Genomic DNA, 16,599 nt, shown 5'->3' with positions numbered 1-16,599 from the left:
TGGGTCTCTTTTTTTATGATAACGTAGGTTTTATTGCACTATAATTAGAGAATTTACGAAGAGTGTCACATTTTGCTATCCCTGATTGTTATATAGGTGCTTGAAAGGAGGTGGTTCACTTTGGAATCTACACATCACAAAAATACGAGCAATCGTGAGCGTTTAGATGTAGAGAATACAATATTGTCCATCCAACAAGGTGATATAGAACAATACAGAGTCATCATCGAACAATATCAGAAGCAATTGTATGTGTATTGCTACTACCTGTTAAAACAGACGGAAGATGCCCAAGATGCTGTGCAAGATATTTTTGTAAAAGCTTATCAGCATATAGACAACTACAAGCAGACCGTATCTTTCTCGGCATGGATTTATAAAATTGCTTACAACCATTGTATGAACCTCAATAAGAAGAGGTATCGAGATGTCCAATTACTACAGGTCTTCAAGAATACATATCAATCCATCGTTTTTGCTAAGAGGAGCTCGATAGAAGAAGGCTTAGAATCTTTGATAAGTCACTTAACTTTTAATGAGAGACATCTCCTGCTTTTACGAGCTGTTGAGGATTACTCTTTCGAGGAAATTGGACATGTCATGAATATTACACCGGCTACCGCACGAAAAAAATATGAGCGTATTCGAAAAAAGCTTGTACAAAAAAACTTAGAAGGAGGCTATCTTCATGAACAATCACTTAAAACAACCAGATGACGAGCTTGTTGAAGTGATCAACATGATAAGGCAAAAGAAAAGTTCCATCGATGTTACGGATCAGGTTATGGACCAGATTTACAATCCTAAAACCGAGCACAAGAGGAGGGGAAATATGAAGAAGAGATTTAAAGTTACAACGGTTGTTGCAGCAGCGGCATTTATGATTGTAGTAGGGAGTGGCTTCGTGTCACCGACGATGGCTGATTCTCTGCAGCAAGTGCCCGGTATAAAAGGGATTTTCAAAATCGCTGGTGATCTGGGATTAAAAGTTGCTTCAGAACAGAATCTTATGGATAAGCCGAATGTAAGTGTTGTTCGCGGTGATACCACGTATACAGTGCCTGAATTAATATATGATGGTTCGCGTGTATCTTTAAGTATTGAGCGTTCTAATGTGGATAGCAGCGTACAGTATAACAATAGTTTAATTGATGATATTAACAACATCGATATCAAAATTGATGGTCAAGATGTGCAGCAGTTTTCCTCTGAAAATGGAAGCATCAATTTCAGTGGCATATTTATGAAACCGGGGCCGACTAATGATTCTATGTTTGTCGAGTTTTCAGATCTTCGAAATCAGAACAGTATTCCTTTTCCAGATAATTTTGAGCTAACACTCAGTTTCAATGTCTCAGAATCTACAGATCCTTTGCTATTCACTATGCCTGTAGTCAAAAATAATAAAAATAATGTCGAGATTGTATCGAATGAAACGAAGAAATACGGTATATACACGTTAACGATTAGCAAGATTGAACTTACTCCGATAACGACCAATATAACGACTAAAATATCTCCTCCGTTTGCTTATGATTCATTAATGTCGAGTATAGATTTTGATGTTTTTGATGAAAAAGGAAATCAGGTTAAAGGGATAGGAGGTAATGGTTCGAACGAATCTGAAGGGAAAGAAAGTATGTCCGATATGCGGTTTGAACCGTTCACCACTACACCTGAAAAGCTGATTATTAAACCATATAAATATGAAATAACCGATAAGCAGTCGGGACTGTTTGTAGTTGATGTGAATGGAGAGCTGGTTAAGCATTATATCCCTGAGCTTAATTTTGAGATTCCGATTAAGAAGTAATATATACAAAAGCTTATTAAAAACAAAGAAAGAGAAGGCGGGAAATTCGCCTTCTCTTTTCGTTATATTGCTAACATCTCTTAGACGACCGAGAACCAGCTAATCTGTACTTCACCACGCATAGATAAATATACGCTACGGCTACCTGTTTGGCCTTCAAGTTTAGCCGCTACCGTCGTCCAGGCTTGGCGTCCTCCTGTAGGAAGGACCTTACAAGTTCCGATTTCGGGACCATCTGGGCTGTCCAGCGTTATGATGATCTCTCCGCCTTTAATATGGCCGGATACTCTCGCTTCAAAGGTAGAAATGCTTTGGCTAAGTTCTACATCATGGAAGGCAATCCATCCATGATCACCGGTTAAACGGATGCTTTCTCCACCTTCGCGGCACTCATCCACGAATACCCCGCAATAGTCATCGTAGTTAACGGCTCTGATCCGCTCGTTTAGCGAACGCGGTGGAATGACTTCACCATCTACCTGAAGTGTGATGGACTGAGCGATAACTGCTGAAGAAGGGCCGACCATCAGTGTGTATGATCCGGTCTCCACGCAGTAACGTTCCCTAGTGACATCCCAAATCGCCAAATCCTCTGCTTTCAGGTTGAAGCTGACGGTTTCTGATGCTCCTGCTTCCAGATGGATGCGGCGGAAGCCTCTCAGTGTTCGAAGCGGGCGGGTTACACGAGAATTCTCAGCTCTGACATACAACTGCACGACCTCATCACCAGCCAAGTCACCTGTATTGTGTACATTAACCGATACTGTCACCGTACCATCGGCTAAGATGATAGGTTCACTGAGGCTTAGATCATCGTAAGTAAACTGGGTGTAGCTTAAACCGTGCCCGAACGGGTACAGAACCTCTCCATCAAAGTATTGATACGTTCGTTTTCCTTTAATAATGTCATAATCCATAATATCCGGAAGCTGTTCGACCGACTTGTACCAGGTCATGTTAAGGCGACCCGCTGGATTGTAATCGCCATACAGGACATCCGCTACCGCATGTCCGAGTTCTTGCCCGGAATGGGATGTGAACAGGATGGCTGGAATATGCTCATCTTCCCAATTCACAGCAAACGGATAACTTCCAACAATGACTACAATCGTGTTCGGATTGGCAGCATGAACGGCCTGAATCAATTTATGCTGAGCAGGAGCGAGTGTGATGTCCGGGCGGTCAATCGTTTCTTTACCGTTAATGAACGGACTGTTGCCAACGAACACGATCGCCGTTTCAGCTGATTTAGCTGCTTTTACGGCTTCTTCGATACCATCAGAAATGACTTCAACTACCCAAGGTGTGCCATGGATGTTTTGTTCCTTACTGACCACTAATCGCCCATCTTCATCCAAAACAATCGGTTTTCCTTCCCATGATTTCATAATCAAAGTTCCATCTGCCTGTGTGTCAAAGCTAAAAGCTTCTTTAACAAACCAGCCACGTGCCTCTTCCGCTGTAACATTCAAGCCAGTTTCACTTTCCGTTACAAACGTGCCGCGGCTTAATGCACGAAGTGTAATATTTCCCCAGCCCCAGTCATTGAGCTGGAATACTTCGGCTTGAGAGGCGTCATCCGAAGCAGCGAGAAGCTCGGCCTCATCACCGGATAGGATAGAGACATATTTCCCGTTAACGGCTGAACGAAGGCGAACTTGATCCAGTCCGGTATGGAAATGAAGTGGACGACCCTCCATTTTCTCGGTTACTCCTTGTAGTGGAGTCACACGGTAGGGAGGTGTTCCGCTGTACCAATCGGTGAACGCTTCATTTGCCAGCGGTCCGATGACAGCAGTGGATTTCAAATCTTTTGGCAGAGGTAGCAGCCCATCATTTTTCAGTAGAACGACAGATTCAAGGGCAGCCTGTAAGGAAAGAGCTGCATGTTCAGGAGCGCATAGTTTCGATTCAGAGACATCGCTGTAAGGATTACGTTCTACTGGGTCAAACTCACCGAGCCGGAAGCGGACGCGGAAAGTATTACGCAGTGCATGATCCAGGTCTGATTCCTCTAGAAATCCCTGTTCCAAGGCATCGCGAAGCGCGCGGAAGGAGATGTCCTGATCGTCCGTAATGCTGTCGATACCAGCTTTGACGGAGCCAGCAATGGATTCGGCATAGGATTCCAAATACTTATGGTCCATGACGGTGCCGAGAACATCTCCGGCATCACCGACAACAAAACCGTCCATACCCCATTCCTTTTTGACGATTTCATTCACTTCATGGTTCAGGTTGCAAGGTGTGCCATTGATACCGTTGTAAGCAGTCATCATGGAACCTGCGTGTCCCTCACGGAATGCGGGCTCGAACGCTTTCAGATAATACTCGCGCTTGTTCCGTGGATCGATGCTGACCGAAGCGCTCCCGCGGTCTATCTCGTTATTGTTACCATAGAAATGCTTCAGAGTGGCTACCGTTTTATAGTAGAACGGATGGTCACCTTGCATCCCTTTAATGAGCTCTGTAGATAGTCTTCCTGTCAAATGCGGGTCCTCACCGTAAGCTTCCTCTGTGCGTCCCCAGCGTGGGTCACGCTCCATATCAACGGTGGGTGCCCATACGGTCAGGCCGTTTATAGCGGGGTTACGCTGATAGTAGGCACGAACCTCGTCCGCAATCACAGAGCCGATTCTTTTCATAAGCTCAGGGTTCCAAGTGCAGGCAAGCCCCGTGTTTTGCGGGAATACAGTAGCTTCGCCCAGCCAGGCTACACCGTGGGCGCCTTCTGTTCCATGCTTATAAGGTTTGACACCAAGCCGCGGGATTTCCGCTTGATATTGGCACATTAATTCGATTTTTTCGTCTAGTGTAAATTGGGATATTAGATCATTCACGCGTTCCTGGAGTGGAAGATCAGGGTTTTGAAAAGGATGCTTCATCTGTAGTACCTCTTTTCATAGTGATAATAGTCGTTCAGACTCAATCTCTTCTACAAGATTTAAGTTCTCCGACTTTATCATAACGCGTGATGAAAACGCTTAATACATGAATAATTAGTTGTAATTTCATGTGGAAATTTAATGCTTGAGGAAATAAACCAGATTACGCACCATGAATGGGATCGGATGGAGGGTACCGGTTACGAAGTAGAGAATATCTTCTGGCGAGGCGCTTGTTCCAAAGTCGCCATTCATCCACAAATCGGGATTGTTTTGTGTCTGTGGCTTGTCCAATCCATATGCTTCAGTAATTCTATCTATGGTTTCTTGATCGAGTTCGGCTGCATGAGCGGGCACAGTACACCATATGAACATAGCCAATAATAGAGGGAGTAAGACAATTTTAGTTTTTCGCATGGCTTGTCTCCTTTGTTAATATCGTTTTATTTTATGCTAGACAGAACAATTACACAATTTTTAGCTTCACGTGAGAGAAATGGAGTTTTCCTTCGTTGTATAGAGTGTAGTGGCCATTACGAGTACTGAGAGGAACGGAAGCCATGAAATCGAATGAAAGAAATTTTATAAGGCGATTAAAACGACAGGAAGAAGAGGCGCTTGAATATGTCGTGGACAACTATCTCTCCTTGGTGAAAGGTGTTGTGTATAAAGTATTGTCGCCGCTTAAACAAGACCATTTAATTGAAGAATGTATGAATGATGTATTTTTAAGTGTCTGGGATCATGCGGAGCAATTTAAGGGTGATTCTTCTGATTTTAGAAAGTGGATTTGTGCCGTTTCGAAATTTAAGGCGATAGATTATTACAGGAAAGCTGTAAAGAACATGGAGATTTCATCAGAGCACACAGATACACTTACTGAAGAGTCAGCTGAGGATGCCTTCATTCAGATCGAGAATAGTAAAGAGTTACTTCAATTGATATATGGACTGGATGAAATGGATCGAGAAATTTTTATGATGAAGTTTTATCTCGGTGTAGGGACAGAGGATATCGCATCTCGATTTGGTCTAACACGTGCCGCAGTAGATAATCGCATATATCGGGGGAAAAAGAAATTACAACAGCAAGCCATTCAATTGAGCTTAGGAGGTAGTCTTATATGAATGAACAACTCTATAAACTATTAAATGAAGTTGAATTGGATGAAAAAGAATTCACTCAGCTTGAAGTTAATGATATCGAAAAAGCAAAATTTAAGAATCAATTGAAACAAAGAATCGTGAAAAAGAAAAGAAAGCGTATGGGCAGGGTACAAGCTGTCGTCGTAGCAAGCCTAGTGATGGGCATATCTGCCACTCTAATAGGGCTCGCTTATCCAGCCTATGCAGGCAGTATTCCGATTGTTAGAGATATTTTTAAGTTTATCGATGGTGATCGAGCTGGATTATATGAAAACTATAAACAATTTTCAACAGCCATTGGGATTTCTGAAAAAAGTAAGGGTGTTGAAATTACGATTAATGATGCCATTTATGATGGTGAAAGCATTGTTCTTACTTACTCCATTCAAAGTGAACGACCATTAGGAGAGAACCCCTTTTTACATGATGTCACTTCTTCTTTAAAAGATGCAAATGGAATGACATGGGGGTCAGAAACCACCAAGGTAGACGATCACAACTATGTTGGGATGCTTACCATAGGGAATTTTGGACAAGACGTAGGGGATACAGCTCATTTAGTATGGGATATTAATAGTATAGTTGTAGAAGAAACTGATACAAGGATTAAAGGAAATTGGCGCTTTGCTGTTTCTGTCGACGCAACGGAGCAGCACTCACAACAAGTTCATAAATCCTTAGAAGAAGATGGAATCAAAGTGAGTATAGAACAAATCACAGAAACGCCAATGTCTGTCATCGTGTACGCAAGGCAGCAGATTGAGCAAAAGGTTTTGGAAAAGTGGGATCATATCGATCTTGATTTCACCATGACGGACGATGTAGGGAATGTATACGAGGGGGTTGGACTCGGTTCTCGAGGCGAGGTGAATGATTTAAGTACCGGTAAGACGTTCGGGAAAATTGATGATCGAGCGACAAAACTTACAATCGTACCTCATCTAAGATTGGTGGCTTTTTCAACAACTCCTGGAGAACAAAAAGAAGAAATAAATTCATTCGGTGAATCCGTGACAACTACCTCAACTACCGAAGCTAAGGATTTTAAAGAATTTACACTAGAACCCATTACAATTGAGTTACAGAAGTAGGATATTTGAGGACCAATACTACGTATTCGTAGTACTGGTCTTTTGTTCTTGTTGGAGTCTACAAACTCAGATGATGTATAATTATGGATATTAAGTGAGGGGGAATGAAGCAATGAAAGTGATTTTTATGAAATCAATCAAAGCTGTAGCATGGTTCATGCTCGGACTTATTTTGCTGATCTTCGCTCTTCTGTTTTTATTTGAAATTATTTTCTTCGCTGGGGTTTGGTATAAGGAGACCTTTATGTGATTATCTAAATGAATTTCACTAGATGAAGGGAGTCTACGTGAGGACAATATTTTGCGAATGAAGTTAGATGTTGTTATTTCAGAGGAAATCCACTATTATATACATAGATTTACGATACATAGATTTACTAGGTATAAGGAGTGAAAAGAGAAATTGGCGATTAATAAAGAACTTCTTAAAGGAAGCACCGTTATATTACTGCTGAGTGTGTTAAGCCGGAAAGAAATGTACGGTTATGAATTGATCAAGGAAATTGAGAAGAGTTCAAATGGTGTGTTTATGATGAAAGAAGGGACGCTATACCCTATACTGCATACGCTGGAGGCGGAAGGGTGGCTCGAGGCGTACTGGAGCCAGCATGATGGACGTAAACGGAAATATTACCGGATAACCGACCTTGGTCGTGACCAGATCAAGGAAAAGACGGAGGAATGGGTACGATTCCGAACCGCGGTAGACACCGTCATCGGGGAGGGGAACTAATTCATGGTAGAGAAAGATCCAATCGTTCGTCGGTTTCTGGATGACGTATGTCGGCATGTCCGGGCTAAGGAACTGCACCCCGAGATTCGGGAGGAGTTAGGCGGGCATATCGCTGACCGGGCAGAATGGTTACAGGTAGAAGGGTATACAGAAGAGGAGGCATTGCGGGAGGCTGTGAACCAGATGGGGTCATCTGAAGCTATTGGCAAAAGTCTGCAACAAGCACATAGGCCCTTACTGAATTGGAAAATGCTCGTGATTATTGCACTCATGGCTATGATCGGTATATTCGCAGCGCTCAATGTACAGTATTCGGGCTCAGTACCTCACATTTCAGGTTTATTAGAGAAAAAGGCTCTGCTTACCGGTATCGGATTGATAGCGCTTGTGGGATTTTATTTCTCAGATTACCGAAAGCTGCTGAAATACGCTGATACGATATTTTTGATGTCACTTGGTCTTATGGTTGTCACGCTATTAAACGAAACGACAGTTAATGGAAGCGCGGCATATCTCCGTTTAGGGCACTTTGGCATTAATACAATGGAACTTTCCCTTTTGATGCTCCTCATGTCACTGGCTGGTATGAAGTCTGATCGTCAACTTGGATGGCTCGAAGGATCCATTCAATTTATGTTCCGCGGCTTGGTGCCGATATGGCTATTTAGTCTGGGCGGTTCGATGCCGCTCGGTCTGATCTATGTCATCGGGTATCTGTTTATTACCTGGCATACTAACAAGAGCAGGAAGCAATTGCTTATCTTCGGGTTACCTATAGTTGGGCTATTCGCTCTCTTTCTATCTCAAGTGGGTCAGGTACGCTATCGAATAGCAGCTTTCTTCAATCCGACAAATGGTGAAGATTATCAGTTGATTCAAACCGCTAACGCAATAAGGTCGGCCGGATGGACCGGAAACGGGTTTGCGGCACCAAATGATATGTTACCTTATATCCAGAGTGAGTCGCTATTTCCTTATCTCATTTACTGCTTCGGCTGGGGAGCTGCGATTCTCATCGGTTTGTTGGTTCTGCTCTTCCTGAAGGAAATCTGGCGTATGACCACTTCACTCCATGATCCGGTTGCCCAAAGAGTGACCATCGCGTTTACGACTGTCCTTGCCTTCCACATGCTGTGGCCCATACTGATGGCATTTGGCCTGGTTCCTTTTGCGAGTATTGAGCTGGCGTTCATTGCTTTTGGAGGAACGACGCAGATTCTATATTTTGCAGCGGTAGGTATTATACTGTCGATGTATCGTCGTAAAAATATGCTGCCAAGAGTAAAGCTGGCTGGGTAATAATTAAGATGTTCTATTAACCAGAGGTCTGTAGATTTGATCTACAGACCTCTGTTTTTTTTGCATGTGCTTATAAAAACTAAAATTACTCCTGTATCGATATAAAAGTACACAGGTTGTCCGGCTGCATGCTCTGAACGAAAATGAGAATATAAGCTGCAGCGCTTGATTAAGAACAAATGGCAACATAGAAGTCAGAAGGAGAGGAGGAAACGAATTGAATGCTGATTCAAAGATTAAAACGTGGAAGTGATGAACAGTATTTGGCGGGACGGGTCATGGGAGCTGAAGCAGGGATAGGTGGAACTTACGGGGTTATGCCGGAGTTGTTCCATAAGATAGAGCAGTGTTATCAAGCAGGGGATGTCCCTGCGGCACAGCATTGGCAATTTATCGTGAATGAACTCATCACAGAGCTACTCAGTACATCATCGCTATATGGTGCTTGCAAGGAAATACTTCGTCTGCGTGGATTTGAAGTCGGCATTCCACGCATGCCGCTGCCTTTGCTTGCTGATGAGCAGTTTGCTCAGGTAAAGGCGTTGAATGATAAGATGCTGCATTATATTCAATTAAGTAAGGATTAACCCCATTTTTTCGCAAGGTCTTATATAATTCCGGCGACGGGTTTGGTGATACAAATGAAACCGCTCCTTTCTACATGGTAGCTTGAACACTTCCATGCTATGTAAGGGCGGTTTCTTTTTGGTATTTGTTGTGAGATAGATATTGCACAAAGCAGCGGAGGGGACGAAGCGTTTCCGGACAAGCGAACGCGGTCGCCTTTGTTATCCAATTTCTACATCTAACTAAAATTAGTTCAGGAAATTGGATAACAACAGCGATGGGAGGAATGATTCGTACGCGTAGCGTCTATCAACAAGAAAAAGAATATATTAGGAAACCATTCGATTTCATTCTTGCCACACTATGGTCAACAAGGTTACGCCGCTTCTCATTGACGACAGTCCAGGAGTATGCATGATAGCAATCATATCTCCATACAAATGCGTCCGGATCATCATCCCCCTAAAGGAAAACATGGTTTATGATGGAATAAATCGATTCCAAAAATGGGGGAGCAAATCAATGAAGTTCGAACGACTCATGGCCATCACAATGATTCTATTAAACCGTAGACGCGTGCAAGCACAGGAGCTCGCAGATAAGCTGGAGGTTTCACTGCGTACCATTTACCGTGACCTCGAGTCACTTAATCTTGCCGGGATTCCAATTGTGTCGTATACGGGAATGGAAGGCGGCTATGAAATAATGGACAATTTCCGTTTAGATCGGCAGATGCTGTCACTAGATGAGATGATAACCCTATTTACTGCGCTCCGTGGTCTTCAGTCGACTCAGGCGCTAGATCCCTCTAATATAGATCGTCTGCTTGAGAAGGTAGGTGCACTCGTTGCACAAGCAGAGCAAGGACGGCTGGCTGATAGCGATCGAGTAAAGATCGATTTTACACCTTGGAGAAACAGCGAGGCTGAACGAATCAAGTATGAATCGGTACATCAAGCGGTGAAGAATACGAAGTTAATTTCCTTTTATTATATTGATGCGCAAGGCGCCGAAACGGAACGTACCATTGAACCGATGGGTCTTGTGCTGAAAGGATACGCATGGTATTTGCACGGATATTGTTTAGAACGCGAGGATTATCGGACATTCAAGCTTTCACGGATACGCGGCCTTCAGGTACTGAATGATGATTTCAACCGCCGCGAGATGCCGCTTTCTGTTCTGAACGAGCGGTGGGTGAAGCCGGAAGGACGCCAGATGATTCGGCTTGTGCTCAAGATTTCAGGAGATGCGAGGGTGTATGCGGCAGATCATTTTGATGAGAATCAGATGGAGAGAATGGAGGACGGATCGCTGTTGGTACGTGCCACCTTGCCGCATGAGAAATGGGTCTTAAGATTTTTGCTGCAATTGAAAACCGATGTGCTCATACTGGAGCCTGCCCATATCGCAGCAGAGGTACGGAAGACAGCTCTCGAGATTGCGGGCTTATATCATGATTCTGGTCAAACGGTCTCAGATAGCGCTGGAATAGATACACGATTAACGCTTACAATGGAGTAATAAAGATCATAAAGAAACCCACAGCTTTCAGATGCTGTGGGTTCTTGCTGTCATTTAGGACTGCCTTAAATTCGGTCACCCGTTAAATACTTCTCGGTTAACACAGATAAGAGCTGGATGCCAACCTCGTTCTCCCCACCTTCGGGAATAATGATGTCCGCATATTTTTTGGATGGCTCGATAAATGCTTCGTGCATAGGCTTTACCGTACTCAAATATTGATCATGGACGGATTGAATGGTTCTGCCGCGTTCCTCAATATCCCGGACTACCCGGCGGAGTATTCGCACATCGGGATCGGTGTCGACGAATACTTTAATATTGAGTAGTTTACGGAGATTTTCGTCAGACAAAACATGAAGCCCTTCAATGATGACAATGTTCCTAGGTTTAAGTTCCAGCGTTTTGTCTTTAGAGCGGGCGTGGACCGTAAAGTCATACACAGGAGCGTAAGCAGCTTGTCCTGATCTTAAAATCTCCAAATGTTCGATTAACAGTCCGTTGTCAAAAGCAAACGGATGATCATAGTTGATCTTCTCCCGTTCCTCGAAAGTGAGGTGAGGGTTGTCCTTATAATAATTATCCTGCGAGATAAAGGTTACTTTTCCGGGTCCTAGTCGATCAATGACGGACCGCGCTACCGTTGTTTTACCAGAGCCTGTACCACCTGCTATACCAATAATGAGCATGATGTTTTTCATTAACCTCCCTAAGGTTGCATGCTTTGCAATTTTGTATTTTATCATAGCACGTGTATTTTTTCACGTTGAAAGAAGCTGGAGTTTAAAGGTATTATTCCCTTATTTCTAATAATATGAAACACGAATTGTGTTTTTATCTGAAAATGTAAATGTGACCTCGCTTCCACTATATATAACTAAAGTATTGACAGTTGCAGTAAACCCATGTTAAATTTATCTCTAAACAAAGATACTTTATTTAAAGATAGTAAGATATAGTGATGTAAAGATAGTATGATTTTATATATTTTGAAGGAAATGAAAGTTAAATCGTCGATGCTTACGTGAGTACGCCATCGAATAATTGATAAGGGGAGATATCATAATGAAAAAACAAACCGCGGGTATTCACCATATTACAGCAATCGTAGGTCATCCACAGGAAAATATTGATTTTTATGCAGGAGTACTAGGACTGCGTTTAGTTAAACAAACCGTTAACTTCGATGATCCCGGCACCTACCATCTCTATTTTGGAAATGAAGGAGGGGAGCCAGGCACAATTATTACATTTTTCCCTTGGGCGAATGCCTATAAAGGACGAATCGGAGACGGGCAAGTTGGCGTGACAACGTATGCAGTCCCAACTGGAGCATTACCTTTTTGGATCAATCGTCTTGCAACACTTGCGATTCCATTTAAAAAAGCAGAGCGGTTTGGAGAAAAAGTAATTCAATTTGATGATCCACATGGCTTACATTTAGAACTTGTTGAACGTGCAGAAGGTGAACAAAATAACTGGACATTTGGCGGAGTAACGGCAGAAGTCGCAATTAAAGGATTCGGCGGTGCAACACTATACTCAAGCAGACCGGAAGAAACTGCCCAGACCCTAACGAATGTAATGGGGCTCGAATTGGTTGGAACTGAAGGTGATTATACACGCTATAAAGCTCCAGCTGCTATCGGAAATACGATAGATTTAAAAATGGTCACTGGTGTTCGTGGCTCGATGGGGGTTGGCACCGTTCACCATATTGCATGGCGTGCAAAAGATGATGCAGATCATCTTGAGTGGCAACAACATGCAATGAATCATGGTCAACATGTAACTGAGTTGAAAGATCGTAATTATTTTAACGCGCTGTACTTCCGAGAATCAGGGGAAATACTATTTGAAATTGCAACAGATCCACCAGGGTTTGCACATGATGAAACTGCGGAAACAATGGGATCTCAGTTGATGTTACCTGTACAATATGAACAATACCGTGAGCAACTAATTAATTCGCTTATTCCAATTCAAGTGCGTCCAATCGACTAATAAGGGGGTTGAAGAAATTGATTTCGATTGATCCAAAACGAAATAGTGAGCGGGATAATTATAAACTTCTCATTGGTTCTATAATCCCTAGACCCATTGCCTTTGTTACTACCGAATCCGAGGATGGTATCGTTAATGGTGCACCATTTAGTTATTTCAATATTGTTTCATCAAACCCACCGATGGTTTCACTAGCTATCCAAAGACCTAATGAACACCTAAAAGATACTGCTCGAAATATTTATAGAAATCGCCAATTTGTAGTGCATATTGTGGATGAGGAGAATGTGGCGAAAATCAATGAAACCGCAGCCTCATTACCTGCAAATGAAAGTGAAATTGAGTTGGCGAATCTAACGCTTGTACCAAGCGAAAATGTATCTGTACCGGGAGTGAAAGAATCAAAATTTCGAATGGAATGCAGACTTGTGCAAGCTATTACACTGGGGGAAGAAGGACCAGGTAGTGATCTGTTTATTGGGGAAGTTGTACGGTTTCATGTGGATGAAGCAATTTATGAAGATGGACGAATCGACCCTAGAGGCTTAAATGCGATTAGTCGCTTAGCAGGCTCGGATTATGCGACAATTGGTGATATTTTTTCCATTGAAAGACCTAGGTAATAATCTCAATTTTTGAAAAGTAAGTAAGAATCTAAGATGGACGATTACAGTAGAGGTGAATATTTAATCCTATTAAATATTCATGTTATTGAAACAAAGAGGGCCGCGGTTACGCGGCCTATTTGCTATTTATACAGAAATTCGAGGGGGATTAGTATCTCTCCGATACCAGCTTCGCTTGGGTGAACAGAAGGAGATAGTCTCGTCCGCCTGCCTTGGAGTCGGTGCCCGACATATTGAAGCCGCCAAAGGGATGGGTACCCACGAGTGCACCAGTACATTTGCGGTTGAAGTATAAATTGCCGACATGAAAATGCCGCCTTGCGTCTTCCAGATGAGCTCGGTTGTTCGAAATCACCGCACCTGTTAAGCCGTAATCGGTGTTATTGGCGAACTCCAGCGCTTCCTCGAAAGATTGTGCTTTGGTAAAGGTGAGCACTGGCCCGAAGATCTCCTCTTGAGATATCCGCGCTCTGGCATCCACATCAGTGAAAATCGTCGGTTCGATGAAATACCCGTTTGGATCACCGGTGCCACCACCATGAACCAGCCGGCCTTCCTGCTGCCCGATCTCCACATAATCTTGAATCTTACGATATGCTTTCTCATCGATCACGGGCCCGACTTGTGTTGCCGCTTCTGCAGGATCGCCGATTGCCAGCTTACGCGTCCGGTCCACGACCTTCTCGATTACAGAATCATATACCTCTGCGTGGACGATGGCCCTTGAACAAGCAGAGCATTTCTGGCCGGAGAAGCCGAACGCTGAGGCCGTGATCGCGTCTGCTGCGAGATCAAGGTCTGCATCATTATCAACGATGATGGAATCTTTGCCGCCCATTTCAGCGATGACCCGTTTGATCCAGCGTTGACCGGGAGCCGTTCGTGCGGCACGCTCATTAATCCGAAGACCAACATCACGCGAACCGGTGAAGCTGATGAATCGGGTCTGTGGATGATCGACCAGATAATCACCGACCTCGCTGCCAGGTCCAGGCAGAAAGTTCACAACGCCTGGTGGCAAGGAGACCTCCTCTAGCAGTTCCACGAATTTGGCAGCGATCACGGGTGTGGTGCTGGCTGGTTTAAGGACAACGGTGTTACCACAGACGATGGAAGCGGCTGTCATCCCTGCCATGATGGCGAGTGGAAAGTTCCACGGCGGGATGACGATGCCTACACCGAGCGGAATGTAATAGAGCTCGTTATCTTCCCCGTCCAAGCGGGTCAGGGGCTGTGGCTGACTAAGCCGCTGCATCTCACGGGCATAAAATTCAAGGAAGTCGATGGCTTCCGCAGTATCGGCATCGGCTTCAGCACGGGTCTTACCAGCTTCAAGCGTTAACAGCGCGGAGAATTCGAACTTTCGGCGGCGCATAATCGCTGCCGCTTTAAACAGGTATCGTGCGCGCTCATTTGGATCTGTTAGTTTCCACGTTTCGAAGGTGGCAGCGGCACTTTGGATCGCCTGCTCGGCAAGGGCAGTATCCGCTTGGGACACGATACCGATAATTTGATCTTTTCTAGCGGGATTAACGGATTGATTGGAGTTCGTTGTATCGATCTTTTTCCCTCCTATGATTAGAGGGTATGTCTTACCGAGGGTGGCTTCAATCTCCGAAAGTGCGGTGTCATAGGCTTTGCGGTTCGCTTCATTAGAAAAGTCAGTGAACGGTTCATTTTGAAAAGGTGTTTTCATGGACCAAGGTTCCTCCTTTTATGTACGTAGAGTCAGGCCACGATTACCAATGATTCAACATCCTGACGAATAAGGATACGTTTCTATAGGATATGAGAGATGATATGAAATCCGAAGTAAAAGACGATAATTCCGGCATATTTCCTTGGGAAATGCATTTCTTAACCATATAAGGGATGAAAAAGGGGGGACGGGATGGACGGTACAGAGCTCTACCGAAAAGTACTGCTTACGGTGTCCGGAAGCAGGCTGGTGGAACGGTTAACCCTTAAATATGGCAAGAAAATGGCCCGGAAATTTATTGCAGGTGATACACTCGAACAAGCGTTGGAGGAGACAAAACGTCTAAATCAGCTCGGCATCATGGTGACTTTGGATCATCTTGGGGAGGGGATCACCTCATTAGATGAAGCGACCGGCTATAAGAATCAATACATCAACCTGCTGGAGGGAATTAGCGGCCATCGAGTCAATGCGAACGTATCTTTAAAGCCGACACAGATGGGACTGTCACTGGAGCAGGAGGCTTGTTATGCCAATGTACGGTCGGTTGCAGCACGGGCGAAGGAGCTCGGTAATTTTGTGCGATTGGATATGGAGGACTCGACTTTTACGCAGGCCACAATTGATATGACCTTACGGCTTCATGCCGAAGGAATGAGCAATGTGGGTACTGTTCTTCAGGCGTACCTGTTCCGCACGGACAATGATGTAAAAGCGTTGATGAAAGCCGGAGTTAATCTACGATTGGTTAAGGGGGCATACAAAGAGCCTGCGACTATAGCATCACAGCGTATGAGCGATATTATAATCAGGTATAAAAAAATGATTCAGCGGCATCTGGACCAAGGGAAATATACAGCAATAGCGAGTCATGATGACCGAATTATTAACTGGGTGAAGGAATATGCGGCACGTCATCGCATCCCGAAGGACGCATTCGAATTCCAGATGCTCTACGGACTTCGCATGAATGATCAAGCTGAGTTAGCTCGTGAGGGGTATCGTATTCGCTGTTATACACCTTACGGCATGATGTGGTATCCATACTACACACGGCGTCTGGCAGAGAAACCCGCCAATTTAATGATGGTTGTCAAAAACATGTTCAAATAACGGCATAAAGCCCGCTACGGATTCCTCAGGAAAGGAATTATGGCGGGCTATATTTGATCAAATCTGTCTGATCCGCTGATTTAATACAGAATGGCTACTT

General features: G+C 43.9%; 16 protein-coding genes. 12 read left to right on the top strand and 4 right to left on the bottom strand.

From position 1 onward, the window contains the following. The first annotated feature begins 120 nt into the window (after positions 1-120). Both ACFQV5_RS08805 and ACFQV5_RS08800 read left to right on the top strand, forming a co-directional pair. A complete protein-coding gene (locus ACFQV5_RS08805; protein ID WP_379245757.1) occupies positions 121-717 on the top strand; it encodes an RNA polymerase sigma factor in 597 nt (198 codons plus the stop codon). Continuing rightward, on the top strand, positions 689-1,813 hold the full coding sequence (locus ACFQV5_RS08800) for a DUF4179 domain-containing protein (protein ID WP_379245755.1): 1,125 nt from the start codon (positions 689-691) through the stop codon (positions 1,811-1,813). Before ACFQV5_RS08805 ends, ACFQV5_RS08800 begins: the two co-directional genes overlap by 29 nt. An 80-nt stretch (positions 1,814-1,893) precedes the next feature. On the opposite strand, the gene ACFQV5_RS08795 is transcribed toward ACFQV5_RS08800, so the two are convergent. Next, entirely contained in the window at positions 1,894-4,698 is a 2,805-nt protein-coding gene (locus ACFQV5_RS08795) for a glycoside hydrolase family 3 protein (RefSeq protein WP_379245753.1), read from the bottom strand. Between the two features lie 138 nt (positions 4,699-4,836). Then, positions 4,837-5,115 (bottom strand): hypothetical protein, encoded by a 279-nt coding sequence (locus ACFQV5_RS08790; RefSeq protein WP_379245751.1) that lies wholly within the window; start codon positions 5,113-5,115, stop codon positions 4,837-4,839. A gap of 143 nt (positions 5,116-5,258) precedes the next feature. Between ACFQV5_RS08790 and ACFQV5_RS08785 the strand changes: the two genes are divergently transcribed. The 7 genes from ACFQV5_RS08785 (at position 5,259) to ACFQV5_RS08755 (ending at position 11,057) form a co-directional block, all read left to right on the top strand. Further along, complete coding sequence (locus ACFQV5_RS08785) at positions 5,259-5,825, top strand: sigma-70 family RNA polymerase sigma factor (RefSeq protein ID WP_379245749.1); 567 nt, start codon at positions 5,259-5,261, stop codon at positions 5,823-5,825. Continuing rightward, positions 5,822-6,934 (top strand): DUF4179 domain-containing protein, encoded by a 1,113-nt coding sequence (locus ACFQV5_RS08780; RefSeq protein ID WP_379245747.1) that lies wholly within the window; start codon positions 5,822-5,824, stop codon positions 6,932-6,934. Before ACFQV5_RS08785 ends, ACFQV5_RS08780 begins: the two co-directional genes overlap by 4 nt. Positions 6,935-7,046: 112 nt before the next feature. Then, entirely contained in the window at positions 7,047-7,184 is a 138-nt protein-coding gene (locus tag ACFQV5_RS08775; protein WP_379245745.1) for a hypothetical protein, read from the top strand. A 153-nt stretch (positions 7,185-7,337) separates the two neighbouring features. Beyond that, entirely contained in the window at positions 7,338-7,667 is a 330-nt protein-coding gene (locus ACFQV5_RS08770; RefSeq protein WP_379245743.1) for a PadR family transcriptional regulator, read from the top strand. A 3-nt stretch (positions 7,668-7,670) separates the two neighbouring features. Continuing rightward, positions 7,671-8,966, top strand: a complete 1,296-nt coding sequence (locus ACFQV5_RS08765; protein ID WP_379245741.1) for an FtsW/RodA/SpoVE family cell cycle protein — start codon at positions 7,671-7,673, stop codon at positions 8,964-8,966. Between the two features lie 221 nt (positions 8,967-9,187). Beyond that, the gene (locus ACFQV5_RS08760) at positions 9,188-9,553 is read left to right on the top strand and encodes a dihydrodipicolinate synthase family protein (RefSeq protein WP_379245739.1); all 366 of its coding nucleotides are present in this window, start codon (positions 9,188-9,190) and stop codon (positions 9,551-9,553) included. Between the two features lie 502 nt (positions 9,554-10,055). After that, positions 10,056-11,057 carry a helix-turn-helix transcriptional regulator gene (locus ACFQV5_RS08755; protein WP_379245737.1) on the top strand — a complete coding sequence of 334 codons (1,002 nt, stop codon included), beginning with the start codon at positions 10,056-10,058 and terminating at the stop codon, positions 11,055-11,057. Positions 11,058-11,122: 65 nt separating this feature from the next. Here the strand turns inward: ACFQV5_RS08755 and udk are convergent, their stop codons facing one another. Continuing rightward, positions 11,123-11,746 carry a uridine kinase gene (udk, locus tag ACFQV5_RS08750; RefSeq protein ID WP_379246189.1) on the bottom strand — a complete coding sequence of 208 codons (624 nt, stop codon included), beginning with the start codon at positions 11,744-11,746 and terminating at the stop codon, positions 11,123-11,125. Between the two features lie 376 nt (positions 11,747-12,122). On the opposite strand from udk, the gene ACFQV5_RS08745 reads away from it, so the two are divergent. Both ACFQV5_RS08745 and ACFQV5_RS08740 read left to right on the top strand, forming a co-directional pair. Continuing rightward, positions 12,123-13,061 (top strand): ring-cleaving dioxygenase, encoded by a 939-nt coding sequence (locus tag ACFQV5_RS08745; protein ID WP_379245735.1) that lies wholly within the window; start codon positions 12,123-12,125, stop codon positions 13,059-13,061. A gap of 17 nt (positions 13,062-13,078) precedes the next feature. Next, entirely contained in the window at positions 13,079-13,684 is a 606-nt protein-coding gene (locus ACFQV5_RS08740; protein WP_379246187.1) for a flavin reductase family protein, read from the top strand. A gap of 151 nt (positions 13,685-13,835) precedes the next feature. Here the strand turns inward: ACFQV5_RS08740 and pruA are convergent, their stop codons facing one another. Then, positions 13,836-15,383 carry an L-glutamate gamma-semialdehyde dehydrogenase gene (pruA, locus tag ACFQV5_RS08735; RefSeq protein ID WP_379245733.1) on the bottom strand — a complete coding sequence of 516 codons (1,548 nt, stop codon included), beginning with the start codon at positions 15,381-15,383 and terminating at the stop codon, positions 13,836-13,838. Positions 15,384-15,578: 195 nt separating this feature from the next. Here pruA and ACFQV5_RS08730 point away from each other — a divergent pair, with 195 nt between their 5' ends. Then, positions 15,579-16,499: a proline dehydrogenase family protein gene (locus tag ACFQV5_RS08730; protein ID WP_379245731.1), complete on the top strand. Its 921-nt coding sequence runs from the start codon at positions 15,579-15,581 to the stop codon at positions 16,497-16,499. The last annotated feature ends 100 nt before the right edge of the window (positions 16,500-16,599 follow it).

Origin of the sequence: Paenibacillus sp. GCM10028914, from assembly GCF_042666275.1 — a bacterium.
Classification (GTDB): domain Bacteria; phylum Bacillota; class Bacilli; order Paenibacillales; family Paenibacillaceae; genus Paenibacillus_AQ.
This window is presented reverse-complemented; position numbering and strand designations above follow the sequence as displayed.

What these genes read in the sequence shown, in the direction of transcription:
- ACFQV5_RS08745 (WP_379245735.1), top strand. Translation starts at nt 12,123, where the DNA reads ATGAAAAAACAAACCGCGGGTATTCACCATATTACAGCAATCGTAGGT.
- ACFQV5_RS08760 (WP_379245739.1), top strand. Translation starts at nt 9,188, where the DNA reads ATGCTGATTCAAAGATTAAAACGTGGAAGTGATGAACAGTATTTGGCG.
- udk (WP_379246189.1), bottom strand. Translation starts at nt 11,746, where the DNA reads ATGCTCATTATTGGTATAGCAGGTGGTACAGGCTCTGGTAAAACAACG.
- ACFQV5_RS08800 (WP_379245755.1), top strand. Translation starts at nt 689, where the DNA reads ATGAACAATCACTTAAAACAACCAGATGACGAGCTTGTTGAAGTGATC.
- pruA (WP_379245733.1), bottom strand. Translation starts at nt 15,383, where the DNA reads ATGAAAACACCTTTTCAAAATGAACCGTTCACTGACTTTTCTAATGAA.
- ACFQV5_RS08765 (WP_379245741.1), top strand. Translation starts at nt 7,671, where the DNA reads ATGGTAGAGAAAGATCCAATCGTTCGTCGGTTTCTGGATGACGTATGT.
- ACFQV5_RS08730 (WP_379245731.1), top strand. Translation starts at nt 15,579, where the DNA reads ATGGACGGTACAGAGCTCTACCGAAAAGTACTGCTTACGGTGTCCGGA.
- ACFQV5_RS08780 (WP_379245747.1), top strand. Translation starts at nt 5,822, where the DNA reads ATGAATGAACAACTCTATAAACTATTAAATGAAGTTGAATTGGATGAA.
- ACFQV5_RS08795 (WP_379245753.1), bottom strand. Translation starts at nt 4,698, where the DNA reads ATGAAGCATCCTTTTCAAAACCCTGATCTTCCACTCCAGGAACGCGTG.
- ACFQV5_RS08790 (WP_379245751.1), bottom strand. Translation starts at nt 5,115, where the DNA reads ATGCGAAAAACTAAAATTGTCTTACTCCCTCTATTATTGGCTATGTTC.
- ACFQV5_RS08785 (WP_379245749.1), top strand. Translation starts at nt 5,259, where the DNA reads ATGAAATCGAATGAAAGAAATTTTATAAGGCGATTAAAACGACAGGAA.
- ACFQV5_RS08755 (WP_379245737.1), top strand. Translation starts at nt 10,056, where the DNA reads ATGAAGTTCGAACGACTCATGGCCATCACAATGATTCTATTAAACCGT.
- ACFQV5_RS08775 (WP_379245745.1), top strand. Translation starts at nt 7,047, where the DNA reads ATGAAAGTGATTTTTATGAAATCAATCAAAGCTGTAGCATGGTTCATG.